An 18389-nucleotide genomic window follows, 5' to 3' on the forward strand; every position below is an offset into this window, starting at 1 on the left:
TGATGTGCTGCGATTTCTGTTAATTCCGGTCTGTTTGCCGCTAGGGTCGACCCAAGTCGCTGCGCCGGGGCACGTCTTGGTGGTGCACCCGGGCGTAGGCACCCTGACACAGTTGGAGGAGAGAATGACCGCCTACCGGACCATTGTTGTCGGTACTGATGGCTCGGACTCGTCGTACGTCGCCGTCGAGAAGGCCGCCGCGCTGGCTGGAGTGTCCGCCGCGACCCTGGTCATCGCGTGTGCTTACTACCCGACCGACGATCGCGACGTGGCCGCCGCCGCGGATGTGCTCAAGGACGAGGCCTACCAGGTGCGCGGGTCCGCCCCCACCAACGAGATCCTGCGCACCGCGCGGGACAAGGCCGTGGCCGCGGGCGCGAAGGACATCGTCGAGCGCGCCGTGGTCGGCGAGCCGGTCGAGTCGCTGCTCACCCTGCTCAAGGATGTCGACGCCGACCTGCTCGTGGTCGGTAACCGCGGCCTGAACACGCTGACCGGTCGCCTGCTCGGCTCCGTCCCGTCGGACGTCGCCCGCAAGTCCCGCTCGGACGTCCTGATCGTGCACACGGTTCGCTGATCAACCACCCGTCATTCAGGCGGGGCGCTAAGCAAACGATTGCGGCCGCGAGCGAGGTAATGCCTTGCTCGCGGCCGCTTTTGCGGTTCAGCGCAGCGAACTCAGCACCTCGGGCAGCTCTTCGCTGTGCACCACACCGAGCCGCTGCGTCGCCCGGGTCAGCGCGACATACAGGTCGTTGAGCCCGCGCGGCGATTCGTCCAGAATCGCCTGCGGCTCGACCAGATACACCGCATCGAACTCCAGACCTTTCACGTCGTGCACGGTCAGCACCCGCACCGATTCATCGGCCAGCTCGGCCAATTCGTCGAGCAACGTGTGCGGCGCGATCACCGCGGTCGTGCCCGGCCCGGTCTCCCCGGCCACCAGCTTCGCCACCTGATCGCGCACTTCCCCCGCGCCGACCCGATACCCGCGCGGCGGATTCCCGCTGTCCCGCACCGACCGCGGCGCCGAGGCCGCCGGATCGATCGCGGCCAGCACGTCCGCGGCCACATCCATGATCTCGGCCGGCGTCCGGTAGTTCACGGTCAGCTCGGTGAGCTTCCACCGCTTGGCCACATACGGTTCCAGCACCCGCTGCCAGGACGAGGCGCCCGCCGGGTCGCCGGTCTGCGCGACGTCGCCGACCACGGTGATCCAGCGATTCGGGATGCGCCGCATCACCATTCGCCAGGCCATCTCCGACAGCTCCTGCGCCTCGTCCACGATGACGTGCCCGTAGGTCCAGGTGCGGTCGCCCGCGGCGCGCTCGGCGGTGGTCTGCCGGGCGCGCACGTCCTGGCGTTCGGCGAGCTGGCTCGCGTCGATCAGGTCGTAGGCCATCAGGATTTCCGGGTCGAGCTCGTCTTCGAGATCCTGTGGCGCGGAACCGGTCAGGATGTCCAGCGCGTCCTGCGCCTCGGCCAGCTGGGCCCGCCAGCGCCGCCGGGAGCGTTCGCGTTCCTCGGTGTCGTCCACGCCGAGCAGTTCGGCCAGCTCGTCGAGCAGCGGCGCGTCGGCGGCGCTGAACTCGCCGTTGTCCGGGCGGACCAGCTCGGCGCGATCCTCGGCCGAGAGGGTGCCCGCGGCCCGGTCGAGCCGCTTGGGGTCGGCCAGCAGATCGGCGAGCACGTCCTGCGGGGACAGCAGCGGCCACAGCTTGCCGATGGCCTGCTGGATCTCCTGGTCGGCCCGCATCTCGTCGCGGATCTCGGCAATGTCGGTGCGGCTGAGCAGGCTTGGACCGCCCGACAGATCCGAACCCATGGTCTCGGCCAGCTGTTCGGTGAGCGCGTCGATGACCGCGCTGGTGAAGATCGGCTTGGCCAGGTTGTGCGGACGCCGGGAGGAACGGGCCCGCCCGCGCGCCCGGGTGGCGATCTTGCGATCGAGGGTCACCTGATAGCCGTCGAAGCTGAGCCGGACCGGTTCCGTCGGCACTTCCTGCCGGTCGCGCACGGCCTGCTTGAGCACCTCCAGCATGTCCAGCGAGCCCTTGATCTCGCCCGACCGCAACGAATCCTCGCGCTTGGCCTTCACCCCCGGATACAGGTTCCCGATGGTGGACAGCAGCACGCCGGTCTCACCGAGCGAGGGCAGCACCTGGCCGATGTAGTCGAGGAAGGTGGCGTTCGGCCCGATGATCAGCACGCCGCTCTTGGCCAGCTGCTGCCGGTAGGTGTAGAGCAGGTAGGCGGCGCGGTGCAGCGCGACGGCGGTCTTGCCGGTGCCCGGCCCGCCCTGCACCACCAGCACGCTCTTGTGCTCCGAGCGGATGATCGCGTCCTGCTCGTGCTGGATGGTCTCGACGATGTCGTTCATGTGCCCGGTGCGGGCCGCGTTCAGCGCGGCGAGCAGCGCGCTCTCCGCGCCGACACCGGCGTCGCCGTCGGCCGCGCCCGCCTGCCGGGCGGTATCCAGATCGAGGTATTCGTCGTTGACCGCGGTGACATTGCGGTTGCGCGAGCGGATGTGCCTGCGCCGGGTCACGCCGTCCGGTGCGGCGGTGGTGGCCAGGTAGAACGGGCGGGCCAGGGGAGCGCGCCAGTCCAGCAGCAGGGTCTCGTAGTCGTCCTTCTCGTCGAGGATGCCGAGCCTGCCGATATAGCGATATTCGTCGGCCAGATCGATCCGGCCGAAACACAGACCGTGTTCTGCCGCATCGTATTTGGCGAGATCCTCGTTATAGAGCTGGCTGAACGACTCGCGTTCGCTGCGCGCCTGCGGGGTGCCGCCGGATTCCAGCAGCACGGTGCGCAATCGGTTGCGCGCGTAGTCGCGCATTTCGTCGAGCCGGTCGTACAGCACCGACAGGTACTTCTGTTCCTGTTCGGTCTCGCGGGTCAGCTCGGGCGCGCCGGCCTTGGCCGCACGGTCCTGAGTGAGGTCGGGCAAACTGAACTCCTTCACCGCGATGAGCCGAGCGAACGCTACACACGCAGGGCAATAGCCGCGCGAACGTTCGGAAAACAAGGTTGTCGAGTCTACTGCGATTGCGGCGCGGTCGCCGTATCCGCAGGTGTAACCGGTGTCGTGCCGCCCGCCGGGCGTCGACCACCGGGAACTGGTCATAGAAGTGGTGCAACAGTCGCGCGCACCGCGGGTATTCCGCCGGTCCGGAAAATCCTCGAACAATCATGGATCCGACCGTCAGGACGCGTGCGTGCTGTTCGGCCGGCGTCCCAAGCTCGCCGAGCCCTCGCGGTGCCCGGACGGCTTGGCCCGGTACATCGCCAGGTCCGCGTCGTGCAGCACGGCCTCGGGGGTGCGGCGGTCGCCGACGGTGAGCGGGGTGACGCCGATCGAGGCGTTCACCTCGATCCGGTGCCCGCGCGCGATGATCGGCTCGGCCATGGTCGAACGCAGCCGGGCGACCAGCGCGTCGATGTCCACCCGCCGGGTGCCCCCGGAGAGCAGCACCAGGAATTCGTCGCCGCCGAGCCGGCCGACGATGTCGTCGCCGCGCAACGCGCGCTGCAACCGTTGCGCGACGATCTGCAACACCGTGTCGCCGATCGCGTGCCCGAGCGTGTCGTTGATCGCCTTGAACCCGTCCAGGTCGATGAACAGCACCGTGGACACCGGCAGGTCCTCGCTGGTGGCCAGCGCGCCGGCCAGCTGGGACAGGATCAGCGAGCGATTCGCCAGCCCGGTGAGCGAGTCGTGCGTGGCCTGGTATTCCAATTGCCGTCGGCTGGCCCGGAATTCGGTGATGTCGGCGAACGAGGAGACCGCGGACGAGCGCCGGTCGCCGGGGTTGAGCAGGCGGCTGCTGCCGGAGAGCCAGCGGCGTTGCCCGTCGGCGCGGTCGACGCCGAACACGTAGCCGGTGATGGTCTCGCCGGTGGCCAGGGTGCGGGCGATCGGGTGGCGGGTCGGCGGCAGCGGCTGGGCGTTCGCGTCGAGCAGGGTCAGCGGCAGCGACTGGATGGTCTTGCCGATGAGTTCGGCGTCGGAGTCGTCGTTGCCGAAGATGCGCATGGCGGCCGGGTTGGCCGATTCGATGCGGCCCTCCGGATCGATCACCACCACGCCCTCCTCCAACTGCGAGACGACCGTAGTGAAATGTTGCTCGGCCAAATGCTGCGCGGCCTCGGCGTGGCGCTGGGCGGTGAGGTCGTGGATGACCACCTGGTAGGCCAGATGGTCGTGCCAGGCGGTGAGCACCGAGACGGTCTCCACGGGCACCGGCACGCCGTCCACCCGGACCAGCGTCATCTCGGTGGGAATCGAGGCGGCGCCCTTGGTGGTGAGGTGGCTGATCCGCTCCAGCATGCCCGGGACCGAGTTGGGATCGACGAACTGGGTGAGCGGTTTGCCGATGATGTCCTCGGCGCTGCCGGCTGCCAGCAACCGCACCGTCGCCGGATTCACGTAGACCACGATGCCGCGTTCGTGCACGCAGATGCCGTCGGGCGTGTGCTCGACCAGAGAACGGTAGCGCTCAGCTAGCTGCTCGGCGGCGTCGACCGCGGCGGCTACCTTGTCCTCACCCACTCGAACCCCCGATCGTCGACCCGATTATGGCCATTGGAACATGGGATTATTCTGGTATCGACGTGCAGAAGATCACAGCGTCGAGGCTATTGCTTCGATCACAGTTCGGGCACTTAATCGGGCACTGTCTGGTGATCATTACAGAACCGGTTTTCTAGGAAATATCTGGCCGATTGCGGTTCGGCCGAGGAATCGGTGAAGGAGCGATGCTATGCCGGGCGCCAACCCGAACAACCGACAACAGCATCAAGATCATATGACGTTCGCCGGCATCGGTGCCGTCACCGGGTACGGCTGGGGCCGGGACGCGCTGTGGCAGGGACTGCTGAGCGGAAAGTCGGCGGCCTCCGTGCAGTCCGGCTACGGACCGGGCCGCAACGAGGATGCCTGGGTGTCGCTGGTCCCGGACGGCGGCGACCACACGGTCAGCACCAGCCGCTACGGGCGGGCCATGCACGAGTCGGCCAGAGAGGCGATCACGGACGCGCTCGCGCGCGGCTGGCAGCCGGGCCGGACGGTCGGCCTGCTGCACGCGATCGTGCTCGGCGACGTGGTCAACTGGCGCGACTTCTACCTGGTCGATCACGGTCATCGCAGGTCGCGCGACTACATGCGGCTGATCCCGTCCACCCCGATCTCGGTGCTCATGCAGGAGTTCGGCTTCCACGGCCCGGCCATGAACGTGTCCGCGGCGTGCAGCTCGGCCAACGTCGCGCTGATCACCGCGCAGCTGTGGCTGGACGCGGGCATCGCCGACGACGTGGTGTGCATCGCCACCGACATGTCCGCCACGCCCGACATGGTCGAGCACTTCGTCCGGCTCGGCGCCGCGGTGGCCGATACCGAACCGCTCGACGCCTGCCGTCCGTTCCAGGAGGGCAGCCGCGGGTTCGGCTTCGGCGAGGCGTCGGTGGCGTTCGTGCTCAGCCGTTCGGTGGAACGGCCGTACGCGGCGGTGCTCGGCGGCGGTATGAGCAACGACGCCTATCACGTGGTGTCGGTCGAACCGACACACGAGCAGATCTTCGAATGCACGCGCCGCGCCCTCGACAACGCCGGTGTGGTCGCCGACGACGTGCGCTATTTCAACGCGCACGGCACCGGCACCCGGCAATGCGATGTGGCGGAACGTGATCTGCTGACCAACATGTTCGGCGACCAGCCGCACGTCTACGCGCTCAAGCCGCTGGCCGGTCACTGCCAAGGCGCGGCCGCCGGTGTCGAGGTAGCCGCGGCGGCGCTGGGTTACGACCGCGGCATCGTGCCTGCCGCGCCCATCGTCGCGTCCCCGCACCCGCGCCTGCTCGACGGGCCGCAGCCGTTCGAGGGCGGCGTCACGGCGAAACTGTCGCTGGGCATGGGCGGCAACAACTCGGTGGTGCTGCTCGGGCCGGCCGGCTGAGCCCCTCACGGCAGCGGTACCGACCAGCACAGCCGGGTGCCCGGCATGGCCTCGCCGTCGGCGGCCGGCTTCCCGGCCGCGCCGATGACGAACTGTCCGTCCGCCTTCTGCGCGCGCTGTTCCAGGTTGCGTAGTCCGCTGCGCACCACGTGATTCGGGATGCCCCAGCCGTTGTCGGTCACCACGATGGTCAGATCGTCGTCGACGCTGATCTCCACCGCGACAGTATCCGCCCCGGAGTGCCGGACCGCATTGCTGACCGCCTCGCGCACCACGGCCTCCGCGTGATCGGCCAGCTCGGCCTCCAGCACCGAGAGCGGGCCGGCCACCGAAAAGGTCGACCGCAGTGTGGTTTCCGCGGTCTGCTGCCGGATCGCGTGCTCGATCCGCTGTTGCAGCGGATTGCCGTTGCCGCCGTGCAGGTCGAAGATCGAGGTGCGGATCTCCTGCACCACCTCTTGCAGGTCGTTGACCACGGTCGAAAGGCGTTGTCGCACTTCGGGAACAGTAGCCTTCGCGACCGCGCCCTGTAGCGTGATCCCGACCGCGAAGAGCCGTTGGATGACGTGGTCGTGCAAATCCCGGGCGATCCGGTCGCGGTCGGCCAGGATGTCGATGTCGCGCATCCGCTGCTGCGCGTCGGCCAGCTGCATGGCCAGGGCCGCCTGGTCGGTGAACGCGGCGGTCAGCTCGACCAGCTCGTCGGAGTACGGAGCCGCGCCGGCCGGCCGCACCGTGGTGAGCACGCCGAGCGTGCTGTCCGGGGTGCACAGCGGCAGGATCAGCAGCGGCCCGGCATCGGGCAGCGCGAGGCCGACGCTGACCGCGCCCGCGTCGTCGAAGCGCAGCGGGGTGCGGCGGGTGAACGCCTCGCCGAGCGCCGTCCCCTCGGTGTTCACCACCTTGCCCGCGTAGCCCTCGCCGGGCCCGCACCACTGGGTGACCGAAAGAGCTGACGGCTCGTCTGCGTCATCCGGTCCGGTCAGGAAGGACTGGTGCGAGCCGGTCAGCGTGCGCGCGTGCTCGACCACGTGCGCGAGCACCCGGTCGGACTCGGTGCCGGCCAGGAACTCGGTGGCGATGTCGCGGGTCGCCGCGATCCACGCCTGCCTGGTGCGGGCCGACTCGTAGAGCCGCGCGTTGTCCACCGCGATGCCTGCCGCGGCCGCGAGCGCCTGCACCAATACGTCGTCATCGTCGGTAAACGGTTGCCCGCTTGCCTTTTCGGTCAGGTAGAGGCTGCCGAACACCTCGCCGCGGATCCGCACCGGCACCCCGAGGAAGGTGTGCATCGGCGGGTGGTTGGGTGGAAGACCAACGGAGTCAGGGTGTTTCGAGATTTCCTCGAGCCGCAGCGGCTTGGACTGGTTGAACACCACGCCGAGCACCCCGTGCCCCTCCGGCAATCGCCCGATGGCCCTGCGGGTTTCGTCGTCGATCCCCTCGTCGATGAACTGCACCACCTGCTGGTCGTGCCCGCGCACGGCGAGCGCGCCGTAGCGGGCGTCGACCAGGCTGATCGCAGTGCGCACGATGGTGCGCAGGGTCTCGTCCAGGTCCAGGCCGGAGGTGACGGCCAGCATCGCCTCGACCAGCCCGTCCATCCGGTCGCGGGAGTCGAGGATGAGCTCGACGCGCTCCTTGACCTCGCTGAGCAATTCGCGCAACCGCAGTTGCGAGAGGGTGTCGCGCACGGAGTAGGGGTCGTTGCCGTGGTCCTCGGTCATATCGGGTTCCCCTTGTGGTGGGCGCGCGAACTGCGCCTTGCGCCAGTCTAGTTCGCCCTTCGGGGACTTTCGGCCCTGTTCGCCACGGCATTGCGATGGTGACATGGGGCTACGGGATCTGAATATCGAAGGCAGGGCGTGTCGCATGAAGTCGTCGGGGCTGTTGAATTCTTCGTCATCACAACACTGGCTCACCGCAAGCGATCTCGATCTAGCGGTGACCACCTTCGGCGCGGTGCCGGACGTGGACGTGACGAGGGCAGTCCGGGCGATCGGCCGGGTTTTGCGCAGGCACCACCTCGACGCGGCCACCAGGGTGCGGGTCACCGCGCCGGCCGAGGCGGGTGCGGCGACCGTGGTGCAGGCCAACATCCGCTGTCGCAATGTCGCCACGCGCGTGCAGGTGACGGGTCCGGGCGGGTTCGCGGTGACCTTCGCCGCCGAACGGCTGGACCGGCAGCTGGCCCGGCTCGCGACGACCCGGTCCCGGGATTGGCCCGATCCCGCGCGGCCACCGCTGGCCATGGTCACCGAACCGCGTCCGATCGTGCGCCGCAAGCAGGTCGACCTGCTCACCGGCTCGCCCGCGGAGGCGACGGCGGTGATGGACGCGATGGACTACGACGCCTACCTGTTCACCGACGCGGAGTCCGGCACGGAGGCTGTGGTGGCCTGGGGTGATCCGCTCGGCGTCCGGCTGTACCGTCAGGACGTGGCGGTGCGCATCCCGCCGACGGTGAATCTGCTTCCGCTGACGGCGGATTCGGAGCCGGCGCAGGTGCTCGACGAGGATCGCGCCGCGCACGTGCTGTGTCATCACGGACTGCCGTTCCTGTTCTTCACCGAGCCGCAAAGCGGTCGCGGCCGGCTGCTGTACCGCCGCTACGACGGCGACCTCTCGCTCGTCGAACCGGCCTGAACCTCAGCTCAGCGGCACCGACCAGTGCACCCGGGTGCCACCGGCCGGCGCCTGCTCGATGCTGCACCGGCCCTCGGATTCGGCCGCCCGCTGCGCGAGATTGGCCAGGCCGCTGGCGATTACGTCGTCCGGCACGCCGGAGCCGTTGTCCTGCACCAGGATGGTCAGCTCGTCGGCCACGGTGATCTCGATCGTCACCGCGTCCCCGCCGGAGTGCCGCACCGCATTGCTGACCGATTCGCGCACCACGGCTTCCGCGTGATCGGCCAGCGCGGGCCCGACCACCGACAGCGGCCCGTCGACGCGTAGCCGCGCCCGGATCGGGGTCGCCGCGGTCTGCTGCCGGACCGCGTCCTCCAGCCGGCGGCGCAACGACGCGCCCGCGCCGCCGTGCAGATCGAAGATCGTCGTGCGGATCTCGTGCACGATCTCCTGTAGCCGATCGATCTCGTCCGAAAGCCGTTGCCGCACTTGCGGATCGTCGACTCGCGCGGCCATGCCCTGCAAGCCGAGCCCGACCGCGAACACCCGCTGGATGACGTGGTCGTGCAGATCCCGCGCGATCCGGTCGCGATCGGCGAGCACGTCGAGTTCCCGCGCCCGGCGCTGCGCCTCGGCCAGCTGCATGGCCAGCGCGGCCTGATCGGTGAACGCGGCGGCCAGCGAGCCGAGCTCGTCGGAATACGGCTCGGCCTCGACCGCGCGCACCACGATCAGCACGCCGAGCACGACCCCCGCGGTCTGCAACGGCAGGATCAACGCGGGCCCGGTGGCATCGATCGGCGCGCCGAGATCGACGTCGCGCGCGTCGGCCAGCCGGACGGACGCGCGCTCCGCGAACGCCTTGCCCGCGGCGGTGCCGGTGAGCCGCACGACCTGTCCCTCGTCCGGCTCATCGGCTCTGGACCATTGCGCCACAACGAGTTCCGTGGCCTCCTCGGGTGGGACGCCCGACTCGACCACCGCGAGGATCGCCTGCTCCGACCTGGTCAGCGTGCGCGCGTGCTCGACCACCTGGGCGAGCACCCGGTGCGGTTCGGTGCCCGCCAGGAACTCGGTGGCGATGTCCCGGTTCGCCTCGATCCACGCCTGCCGGGTGCGCGCCCACTCGTAGAGCCGCGCGTTGTCGTCGGCGATCCGGGTCGCGGTGTCCACGATCGTGCGCAACGTGTCGAACACGCTGTGCGGCACGGCGTCCGTCATGCGCGGAGTCAGCGCTCGCCGAGCTTGCTGGCCAGCACCGCCGCCTGGGTGCGTCGTTCCATGCCGAGCTTGGCCAGCAGCCGCGACACGTAGTTCTTGACCGTCTTCTCCGCCAGGAACATCCGGGCCGCGATCTGCCGGTTGGTCAGGCCCTCGCCGAGCAGCGCGAGCAGCTTGCGCTCCTGGTCGGTGAGCCCGGCCAGCGGGCCGTCGTCGTCGGGCACGCCGTCGCGCAACCGGGCCCGCAGCGCCGCCGCCGCCCGGTTGTCCAGCAGCGAACGGCCCGAGCCGACCGTCTTGATCGCGGCGGCCAGCTCCATCCCCTTGATGTTCTTCACCACGTAGCCGCTGGCCCCGGCCAGGATCGCGTCCAGCATCGCCTGCTCGTCGGTGTAGGAGGTGAGGATCAGGCAGCGCAGCCCCTCCACCTCGGCGAGCAGGTCACGGCACAGTTCGATGCCGTTGCCGTCGGGCAGCCGCACGTCTAGCACCGCGACATCGGGACGTAGCACCGGGATTCGGGCCATCGCCTGCGCCACGTCGCCCGCCTCGCCGATCACGGTCAGCTCGGGATCACCCTCCAGCAGATCGATCAGACCGCGCCGGACGATTTCGTGATCGTCGACCAGAAATACCTGGAGCATGTCGGCCTCCTTGTCGTCGCCTACCGGACGAAAGCAGCCCCCACGAATACCACGGGTAGATAACGAGGTTCCGGGTAAGCTTGCAATGAAGTCAACCAGAGGGGCCGTGGGCAGCGGAGCCATAAGGCTCATATGTGCGTGGGAACTCGAGCGATGACATATTCAGCGACACTAGATTTCAGTGCGATCTTCGGATCGCCGCGGGCCTGTCCGGGCTGCGGCGCCGAGACCTTCGACCAACTACCCGATGTCCTGACGCGCTGCGGCGGCTGCGGCGCACACTGGGGCTCCACCGAGGAAGGGCGTGGCGTCGAAGAACGCAGGCGCCCATGAGAATCGGGCAGATCGTCCCGCCCTGGGTCCCGGTGCCGCCGCCGGCCTACGGCGGTACCGAAGCGGTGGTCGGCAACCTCGCGATCGGTCTCGACCAGCTCGGCCACGACGTGCACCTGTTCACGGTGGGCGAATCCACCTGCCCGGTGCGCCGGTACTCGCTCTACGAGCATCCGACCACGCAGATCGGCGTCGGTGAGGCCGAACTGATGCACGTGCTCGCCGCCTACGAGACCCTGGCCGACGTGGACATCATCCACGACCACACCTCGCTCGGCCCGTTCGTCGGCGCGCTGGAGAACTCGCCGCCGGTCGTGGTCACCAACCACGGGCCGTTCTCCGAGATGCGCCAGGAACTGTTCCGGTCGATGGCGCGCCACGCCAGCATCGTCGCGATCTCCGAGGCGCAACGCCGGATGGCCGGCCGTGTGCCGATCGCCGAGGTGATCCATCACGGCATCGACCTCGACGCACACCGATTCGGCCCTGGCGGTGGCGGTTACGTGGTCTTCGTCGGCCGGATGAACGAGACGAAGGGCGTGCACCGGGCGGTGCAGATCGCCCGGCTGGCCCGGCGCAAGCTGCTCATGATCACCAAGATGCGCGAACCGGAGGAGCGTCGCTACTACACTGAGCGGGTGCGTCCACTGATGGGCCCCGACGATCCCGAACCGCGCGAGGAACCCACCGCGCGCCGGGTCGAGCTGGTGCGCCACGCCGACGCGTTGATCAATCCGATCGAATGGCCCGAACCGTTCGGCCTGGTCATGGCCGAGGCCTTGGCCTGCGGCACACCGGTTCTCGCGTTCCCCAACGGCGCCGCGCCGGAGATCGTCGAGCACGGCAAGACCGGATTCCTGTGCCGCGACGCCGACGAGATGGTGGACGCGCTCGACCAGGTGCACACCCTCGACCGGCGGGACTGTCGCGCGGCCGCCGAGCAGCGGTTCGGCCGGCTGCGCATGGCCCGCGATCACGAGCGGCTGTATCGCCGCATCCTGGCCGAGCGGACGACCCGGGTCATGGCGCCCAGCACGGTGGCGTGAGTTTGCCGGGGACAGCGGCGTGACCCACCCCTGGGGCGACGGCTCGGACACGGAGGCGCCGACGGCGATCAACGCCGGGGTCACCCTGGTCGAGGGCTCGACCTTCTGCATCAGCGACACCAGCGGCGGGATCAGCCCGAATCGCCCGGCGGGCTTGTTCGTTCGGGACACCAGGGTGCTCTCGCATTGGCGGCTGACCGTCGACGGGCTGGAACCGCAGCCGCTGACCGTGCGCTACGACGAGCCGTACAGCGCGACGCTGCTGGCCCGGACCGCGCCGCGGCCGGGTACCGCGGACAGCACCGCGCTGGTGATCATCGGCAGGCACGTCGGCGACGGGATGCGCGAGGACCTGGTGGTGCGCAACCTGTCCGGCGCGCCGCTCGAGTGCGCGATCAGACTCGAACTGGACGCCGATTTCGCCGATCTCTTCGAGGTCAAAGAGGGACGCACCGGCCACGACGTGATCACCGCGGCGCGGGCGATGGATAACGCGGTGCAGATCAGCCGGGCCGAGCTGGGCGTGGCGGTGACCGTCAGCGGCAGCGGTGCCACGGCGGACGGTCACGAATTGTGCTGGGAGGTAACACTTCCCGGACGCGGCGAATGGTCGGCGTGCATCGAGTACCTGCCCGCCCTCGGCACCGACACCGCGCCGCCGCGTTATCCGTGCGGGACACCCGTGAGCCGCAGCGCGCCCGCGCAACGACTGCGCGAGTGGTACGCGAACTCGCCGACCGTGCAGACCGACGACGAAACCCTCGCCGCGGTCCTGCAACGCACCCTCACCGATCTCGGCGCGCTGCGCATCTTCGACCCCGACCATCCCGAGCGCGCGGTGGTCGCGGCCGGCGCGCCCTGGTTCATGGCGCTGTTCGGCCGGGACTCGCTGCTCACCTCGTGGATGGTGTTGCCGCTGGACCGCAGGCTCGCGGTCGGCACCTTGCAGAGCCTGGCGGATCTGCAAGGCAAGGAGGTACAGGCCGCGACCGAAGAGCAGCCGGGCCGGATCCCGCACGAGGTCCGGTTCGGCCGGGCGGCCACGCTATTGCTCGGCGGCGGCACCGCCTATTACGGCACCGCCGACGCGACCCCGCTGTTCGTGATGCTGCTCGGCGAGCTGTACCGCTGGGGACTGGACCCGAAGATCCGCGACGACCTGCTGCCGCACGCGGATCGTGCACTGGATTGGATCGAACGCTACGGAGATGCGGACGGTGACGGTTTCGTCGAATACCAGTGTGCCGCCGATCACGGCCTGGCAAATCAGGGCTGGAAGGACTCCTGGGACGGGGTCAACTTCGCCGACGGCACGCTGCCCGAGGCGCCGATCGCCTTGGCCGAGGTGCAGGGCTACACATACGCGGCCTACCTCGCGCGCGCGACGCTCGCCGCGGGCACCGGCGACCACTCGGCCGCGGACCTGTGGCGGGCCAAGGCCGCGCACCTGAAAACCGCCTTCAACGAGGCCTTCTGGCTGCCCGACCGCGGCTGGTACGCGATCGGCCTGGATCGGGACAAGCGGCCGATCGACGCGCTCACCTCCAATATCGGGCACTGCCTGTGGACCGGGATCGTCGACGACGACAAGGCCCAGCGGGTCGCCGACCATCTGCTCTCGCCGGAAATGTTCAGCGGCTGGGGGATCCGCACGCTGGCCACGTCAATGGGTGCTTACAACCCGGTCAGCTATCACAACGGCTCGGTCTGGCCGCACGACAACGCGATCTGCGCCGCGGGCCTGATGCGCTACGGATTCACCGAGCACGCGAATCAGGTGGTATCCGCCATGCTCGACGCCTCGACCCGGTTCGGCTACCGGCTGCCCGAACTCTTCAGCGGCTTCGACCGCGCCGAATTCGACGTCCCCGTCCCGTATCCGACGTCCTGCTCGCCGCAGGCCTGGGCCGCTGCCGCGCCGCTGTTGTTTCTGCGTACGCTGTTGAGACTGGAACCGAGCGTTCCGGAGGGGGTGCTGTCGGTCGCGCCGGTGGTCCCCGCTCGCTATCTCCCGCTGCGGGTCGGCGGGCTGCGGGTCGGCTCGGACGTGCTGTCGGTCACCGTCGACGCGGAGGGCTGGCAAGTCCGCGGCTTATCCGGTGACCTGCGGCGGAGTTAGCACCCACCCCTGGCGGCAACCGCCGCAATATTGCCGGCGTCAGCGCTGTTGTAGCTGGTACGCGTCGCGCGAGCGAAACTTGTCGGTGGGCGCGTTTAGCATGACGGCCGGATACGTCTGGAAGCCGTTTATCGGTTCACCCGAACACGATGAGAAGGGAATCACCTGGTGGCGGAACGCCTGACTGTGCGCGGTGCTCGGGAACACAACCTGAAGGGGGTCGACCTCGACCTGCCTCGCGACAGTCTCATCGTGTTCACCGGACTCTCCGGCTCGGGCAAGTCGAGCCTGGCGTTCGACACGATCTTCGCCGAGGGACAGCGGCGGTACGTGGAGTCGCTGTCGGCATACGCGCGGCAATTCCTCGGGCAGATGGACAAGCCGGACGTCGACTTCATCGAGGGGCTCTCGCCCGCGGTGTCGATCGACCAGAAGTCGACCAACCGCAACCCGCGCTCGACCGTCGGCACCATCACCGAGGTCTACGACTACCTGCGCCTGCTCTACGCGCGGGCGGGTACGCCGCACTGCCCGGTGTGCGGCGAGCTGATCCAGAAGCAGACGCCGCAGCAGATCGTCGACCAGGTGCTGGCGATGGAGGAGGGCATCAAGTTCCAGGTGCTCGCGCCGGTGGTGCGCACCCGCAAGGGTGAATTCGTCGATCTCTTCGAGCAATTGAACACCCAGGGCTACTCCCGGGTCCGGGTCGACGGCGTGGTGTATCCGCTGACCGACCCGCCGAAGCTGAAGAAGCAGGAGAAGCACGACGTCGAGGTGGTGGTCGACCGCCTGGCCGTCAAATCGAATTCCAAACAGCGCCTCACCGATTCGATCGAGACCGCGCTGCGGCTGGCCGACGGCATCGTGGTGCTCGACTTCGTCGATCGCGACGAGCACGCGCACGACCGCGAGCGCCGCTTCTCCGAGCGCCTGGCCTGCCCGAACGGGCACCCGCTCGACATCGAAGACCTGGAACCCCGGTCGTTCTCGTTCAACTCGCCCTACGGCGCCTGCCCGGACTGCTCCGGTCTCGGCATTCGTAAAGAGGTCGACCCGGACCTGGTGGTGCCCGATCCGGCGCTCAGCCTGAACGACGGCGCCATCGCGCCGTGGTCGCGCGGGCAGACCGCGGAGTACTTCACTCGACTGCTGTCCGGGCTGGCGTCCTCCATCGGCTTCTCCATGGACACCCCGTGGGAGCGGCTGCCGCTCAAGGCGCGCAAGGCCGTGCTCGAGGGCAGTTCCGATCAGGTGCACGTCTCCTACACCAACCGGTACGGCCGGAAGCGTTCGTACTACGCCGATTTCGAGGGCGTGATGCCGTTCCTGCAGCGGCGCATGGAGAGCACCGAGTCCGAGCAGATGAAGGAGCACTACGACGGGTACATGCGCGACGTGCCGTGCCCGGTCTGCAACGGCGCCCGGCTGCGCCCGGAGATCCTCGCGGTCACCATCGACGCCGGCGGCGACAACAAGTCGATCGCCGAGGTCAGCGACCTGTCTATCGGGGAGTGCTCGAAGTTCCTGAACTCCCTGACACTGGGCGAGCGCGAGGCCGCGATCGCCGGGCAGGTGCTCAAGGAGGTGCAGGCGCGGCTCGGGTTCCTGCTCGACGTCGGGCTGGAGTACCTGTCCCTCTCGCGGGCCGCGGCGACGCTGTCCGGCGGTGAGGCGCAGCGCATCCGGCTGGCCACGCAGATCGGTTCCGGCCTGGTCGGTGTGCTCTACGTGCTCGACGAACCGTCCATCGGCCTGCACCAGCGGGACAACCGGCGGCTCATCGAAACCCTCACCCGGCTGCGCAATCTCGGCAACACGCTGATCGTGGTCGAGCACGACGAGGACACCATTCGCGCCTCGGACTGGGTGGTCGACATCGGCCCGCTGGCCGGCGAGCACGGTGGTCGCGTGGTGCACAGCGGTACCTACGCGGAACTGCTCAACGAACCCGAATCCCTCACCGGCGCTTATCTTTCCGGCCGGGAGCGGATCGAGCTGCCGATGGTTCGCCGGCCGATCGACAAGAAGCGCCTGCTCACCGTGGTCGGCGCGACCGAGCACAACCTGCGCGACATCGACGTGGACTTCCCGCTCGGCGTACTCACCGCGGTCACCGGCGTGTCCGGTTCCGGCAAGTCGACGCTGGTCAACGACATCCTGGCGACCGTGCTGGCGAACAAGCTGAACGGCGCCCGGCAGGTGCCCGGCCGGCACACCAGGATCAAGGGCCTCGACGACCTGGACAAGCTGGTCCAGGTGGATCAGTCGCCGATCGGCCGCACCCCGCGCTCCAACCCCGCCACCTACACCGGTGTGTTCGACAAGATCCGCACCCTGTTCGCGTCGACCACCGAGGCGAAGGTGCGCGGCTACCAGCCGGGCCGATTCTCGTTCAACGTCAAGGGCGGTCGCTGCGAGGCGTGCTCCGGTGACGGCACGCTGAAGATCGAGATGAACTTCCTGCCGGACGTGTACGTCCCGTGCGAGGTCTGCCACGGTGCGCGCTACAACCGGGAAACCCTCGAGGTGCACTACAAGGGCAAGACCATCGCCGAGGTCCTCGACATGTCGATCGAGGAGGGTGCGGAGTTCTTCGAGCCGATCAGCTCGATCCACCGTTACCTCAAGACGTTGGTGGAGGTCGGTCTCGGTTACGTCCGGCTCGGACAAAGCGCGCCGACCCTGTCCGGCGGTGAGGCTCAGCGCGTCAAACTGTCCGCTGAACTCCAGAAGCGTTCTACCGGTCGCACCGTGTACATCCTCGACGAGCCGACCACCGGTCTGCACTTCGAAGACATTCGCAAGCTGCTCAAGGTGATCAACGGGTTGGTCGACAAGGGCAACACGGTGATCGTCATCGAACACAACCTGGACGTCATCAAGACCGCCGACTGGGTCATCGACATGGGCCCTGAGGGTGGTTCCGGCGGTGGCACGGTGATCGCCGAAGGTACCCCGGAAGATATTGCCGCCGTGGCGGAAAGCTACACCGGGCAGTTCCTGCGCGAGGCCCTGGAGCAGGCGGACGCACCTTCGGCCAAGAAGGCGCCCGCAAAGAAGGCGGCGGCCAAGACGACGGCCGCCAAGGCTCCCGCCAAGAAGGCACCTGCGAAGAAAGCTGCCGCCAAGACACCGGCCGACAAGCCGACCGAGGCGCAAGCGGCAGCGAAGACCGCCGCGAAGCGGTTGTCGCGCAAGGCAGCCGCGTTGCGCTGATCCGTCCGCGCCGCGCACAAGGTTTCGAAATCCGCACTCTCACTCGGGATCCGCACTCGGAATAGGGCCTTAAAGCCGGTGCGGATCCCGAAAGGGTGCGCGGATTTGTCGCTTTGGTCGATATGCACAGACGGTTTGTGCACTGCGCTCGAGCTGTTGAGAGGTATTCGAAGGATCAACTATGTGCGCGAAGGGATTTCGGGAGAATTGAGGTAGGGGTTCCGGTAATTGCCTTTAGTGGAAGGTGATTGGGGACGGTTGGGCCTGGGGTTTTGTTCTTCCCCAGTCGGGGGCGCTCGTTGTGGCATTAACGTGTGTTTCCATTTGCAAGTGTGAACCTTAAATGTAGAGCTGCGGCTCGTCACCTCATCACGGTTGTAATCGCAATAGTGGCAGCGGGTTTCGTTGCTGTGCCGAGTTCGGTGGCGGAGCCGCCGACTGCGCCGGCGCCGCCGGGAACGATGGCGCCGCGGACGCAACCGATTCCGCTGCAACCGGATCAGCAGTCGCGGATCTATTTCAAGATTCCGTCGGCGAATGAAATGGTCCGGATGCAGACGCATTTCGTCGTTCCGGCCAAGCCGTCTCGGGTGGGGACCATGTTCCTGTGGCCCGGCCTCGAACCGCGTGAGGGCGGCCGGAACTATTACCCGATCGGTCTCGGCGTCTTGCAGCCCGTGCTCACCTGGGGTGACGCCTGTGCGCCGGTCCAGCAACCACCGACCTATTCGACCTGGTGGATTTCCGGCCAGTACGTCAACGTGTACTCCAAGGACCCCCGTTACGCCGACTGCCACTCCGGCCGGGCAATGTCGGTCAAGGTCGGCGAGGCGCTCGACATGGACATCGCCCTCGACCAAGCCACCGGCGTATGGACCCAAACCATCACCGGCCAATCCGGCACGGTCCGCTACTCGATCAACCTGCGCGCCCAAGCCCAGAACATGGCCCTCTTCGCCATCGAACCCTGGGACAACGCCCGAATCCCCAACCGCCTCGTCTTCACCGACACCACCATCACCTTCCGCGATGCCGCCCAGCAAGCCTGCCTGACCCCCGAACTCACCTACACCGGCACCGGCGGCACCCTCACCCCACCCACCACCTCCGACGGCCGCCGCTGCCACATCGACACCGTCACCGTGAACCCACCCCGCAGCACCGACTGAGTGGCTGTTATTCCTTAAACTTCCCTATTGAGATGTTCGATAGGGAAGTTTAAGGT

At 68.2% G+C, this 18389-nt stretch carries 12 protein-coding genes; 7 read left to right on the forward strand and 5 right to left on the reverse strand.

Annotated elements, in window-relative coordinates; all coding sequences use genetic code 11:
• Positions 1–124 precede the first annotated feature (124 nt).
• On the forward strand, positions 125–577 hold the full coding sequence (locus tag AB0M22_RS38970) for a universal stress protein (protein ID WP_150407601.1): 453 nt from the start codon (positions 125–127) through the stop codon (positions 575–577).
• A gap of 87 nt (positions 578–664) precedes the next feature.
• Here the strand turns inward: AB0M22_RS38970 and AB0M22_RS38975 are convergent, their stop codons facing one another.
• On the reverse strand, positions 665–2905 hold the full coding sequence (locus AB0M22_RS38975) for an ATP-binding domain-containing protein (RefSeq protein ID WP_364737884.1): 2241 nt from the start codon (positions 2903–2905) through the stop codon (positions 665–667).
• 303 nt (positions 2906–3208) lie between these two features.
• Positions 3209–4555, reverse strand: a complete 1347-nt coding sequence (locus AB0M22_RS38980; RefSeq protein ID WP_364737636.1) for a diguanylate cyclase — start codon at positions 4553–4555, stop codon at positions 3209–3211.
• Between the two features lie 256 nt (positions 4556–4811).
• Between AB0M22_RS38980 and AB0M22_RS38985 the strand changes: the two genes are divergently transcribed.
• A complete protein-coding gene (locus AB0M22_RS38985; protein ID WP_364737638.1) occupies positions 4812–5957 on the forward strand; it encodes a beta-ketoacyl synthase N-terminal-like domain-containing protein in 1146 nt (381 codons plus the stop codon).
• A 5-nt stretch (positions 5958–5962) separates the two neighbouring features.
• Here AB0M22_RS38985 and AB0M22_RS38990 read toward each other — a convergent pair whose 3' ends face one another.
• Positions 5963–7684 (reverse strand): GAF domain-containing sensor histidine kinase, encoded by a 1722-nt coding sequence (locus AB0M22_RS38990; protein ID WP_364737640.1) that lies wholly within the window; start codon positions 7682–7684, stop codon positions 5963–5965.
• A 217-nt stretch (positions 7685–7901) separates the two neighbouring features.
• On the opposite strand from AB0M22_RS38990, the gene AB0M22_RS38995 reads away from it, so the two are divergent.
• On the forward strand, positions 7902–8603 hold the full coding sequence (locus AB0M22_RS38995; protein WP_364737642.1) for a sigma 54 modulation/S30EA ribosomal C-terminal domain-containing protein: 702 nt from the start codon (positions 7902–7904) through the stop codon (positions 8601–8603).
• A 3-nt stretch (positions 8604–8606) separates the two neighbouring features.
• On the opposite strand, the gene AB0M22_RS39000 is transcribed toward AB0M22_RS38995, so the two are convergent.
• Positions 8607–9806 carry an ATP-binding protein gene (locus AB0M22_RS39000; RefSeq protein WP_364737644.1) on the reverse strand — a complete coding sequence of 400 codons (1200 nt, stop codon included), beginning with the start codon at positions 9804–9806 and terminating at the stop codon, positions 8607–8609.
• Positions 9807–9814: 8 nt separating this feature from the next.
• Positions 9815–10450: a response regulator transcription factor gene (locus AB0M22_RS39005; protein WP_364737646.1), complete on the reverse strand. Its 636-nt coding sequence runs from the start codon at positions 10448–10450 to the stop codon at positions 9815–9817.
• A 329-nt stretch (positions 10451–10779) separates the two neighbouring features.
• Between AB0M22_RS39005 and AB0M22_RS39010 the strand changes: the two genes are divergently transcribed.
• The 4 genes from AB0M22_RS39010 (at position 10780) to AB0M22_RS39025 (ending at position 18333) form a co-directional block, all read left to right on the forward strand.
• A complete protein-coding gene (locus tag AB0M22_RS39010; protein WP_364737648.1) occupies positions 10780–11829 on the forward strand; it encodes a glycosyltransferase in 1050 nt (349 codons plus the stop codon).
• Positions 11830–11848: 19 nt separating this feature from the next.
• The gene (locus AB0M22_RS39015; protein WP_364737650.1) at positions 11849–13948 is read left to right on the forward strand and encodes a glycogen debranching N-terminal domain-containing protein; all 2100 of its coding nucleotides are present in this window, start codon (positions 11849–11851) and stop codon (positions 13946–13948) included.
• Between the two features lie 168 nt (positions 13949–14116).
• Entirely contained in the window at positions 14117–17164 is a 3048-nt protein-coding gene (gene uvrA, locus AB0M22_RS39020) for an excinuclease ABC subunit UvrA (RefSeq protein ID WP_364737652.1), read from the forward strand.
• A 389-nt stretch (positions 17165–17553) separates the two neighbouring features.
• Positions 17554–18333, forward strand: coding sequence for a hypothetical protein (locus AB0M22_RS39025; RefSeq protein WP_364737654.1), 780 nt, complete (start codon positions 17554–17556; stop codon positions 18331–18333).
• The last annotated feature ends 56 nt before the right edge of the window (positions 18334–18389 follow it).

This window comes from Nocardia sp. NPDC051756, assembly GCF_040681495.1.
GTDB lineage: Bacteria > Actinomycetota > Actinomycetes > Mycobacteriales > Mycobacteriaceae > Nocardia.

Coding starts and splice junctions, on each gene's coding strand:
- AB0M22_RS39000 (WP_364737644.1), bottom strand. CDS start 9,806: ATGACGGACGCCGTGCCGCACAGCGTGTTCGACACGTTGCGCACGATC.
- AB0M22_RS38985 (WP_364737638.1), top strand. CDS start 4,812: ATGACGTTCGCCGGCATCGGTGCCGTCACCGGGTACGGCTGGGGCCGG.
- AB0M22_RS38990 (WP_364737640.1), bottom strand. CDS start 7,684: ATGACCGAGGACCACGGCAACGACCCCTACTCCGTGCGCGACACCCTC.
- AB0M22_RS39010 (WP_364737648.1), top strand. CDS start 10,780: ATGAGAATCGGGCAGATCGTCCCGCCCTGGGTCCCGGTGCCGCCGCCG.
- AB0M22_RS38970 (WP_150407601.1), top strand. CDS start 125: ATGACCGCCTACCGGACCATTGTTGTCGGTACTGATGGCTCGGACTCG.
- AB0M22_RS39005 (WP_364737646.1), bottom strand. CDS start 10,450: ATGCTCCAGGTATTTCTGGTCGACGATCACGAAATCGTCCGGCGCGGT.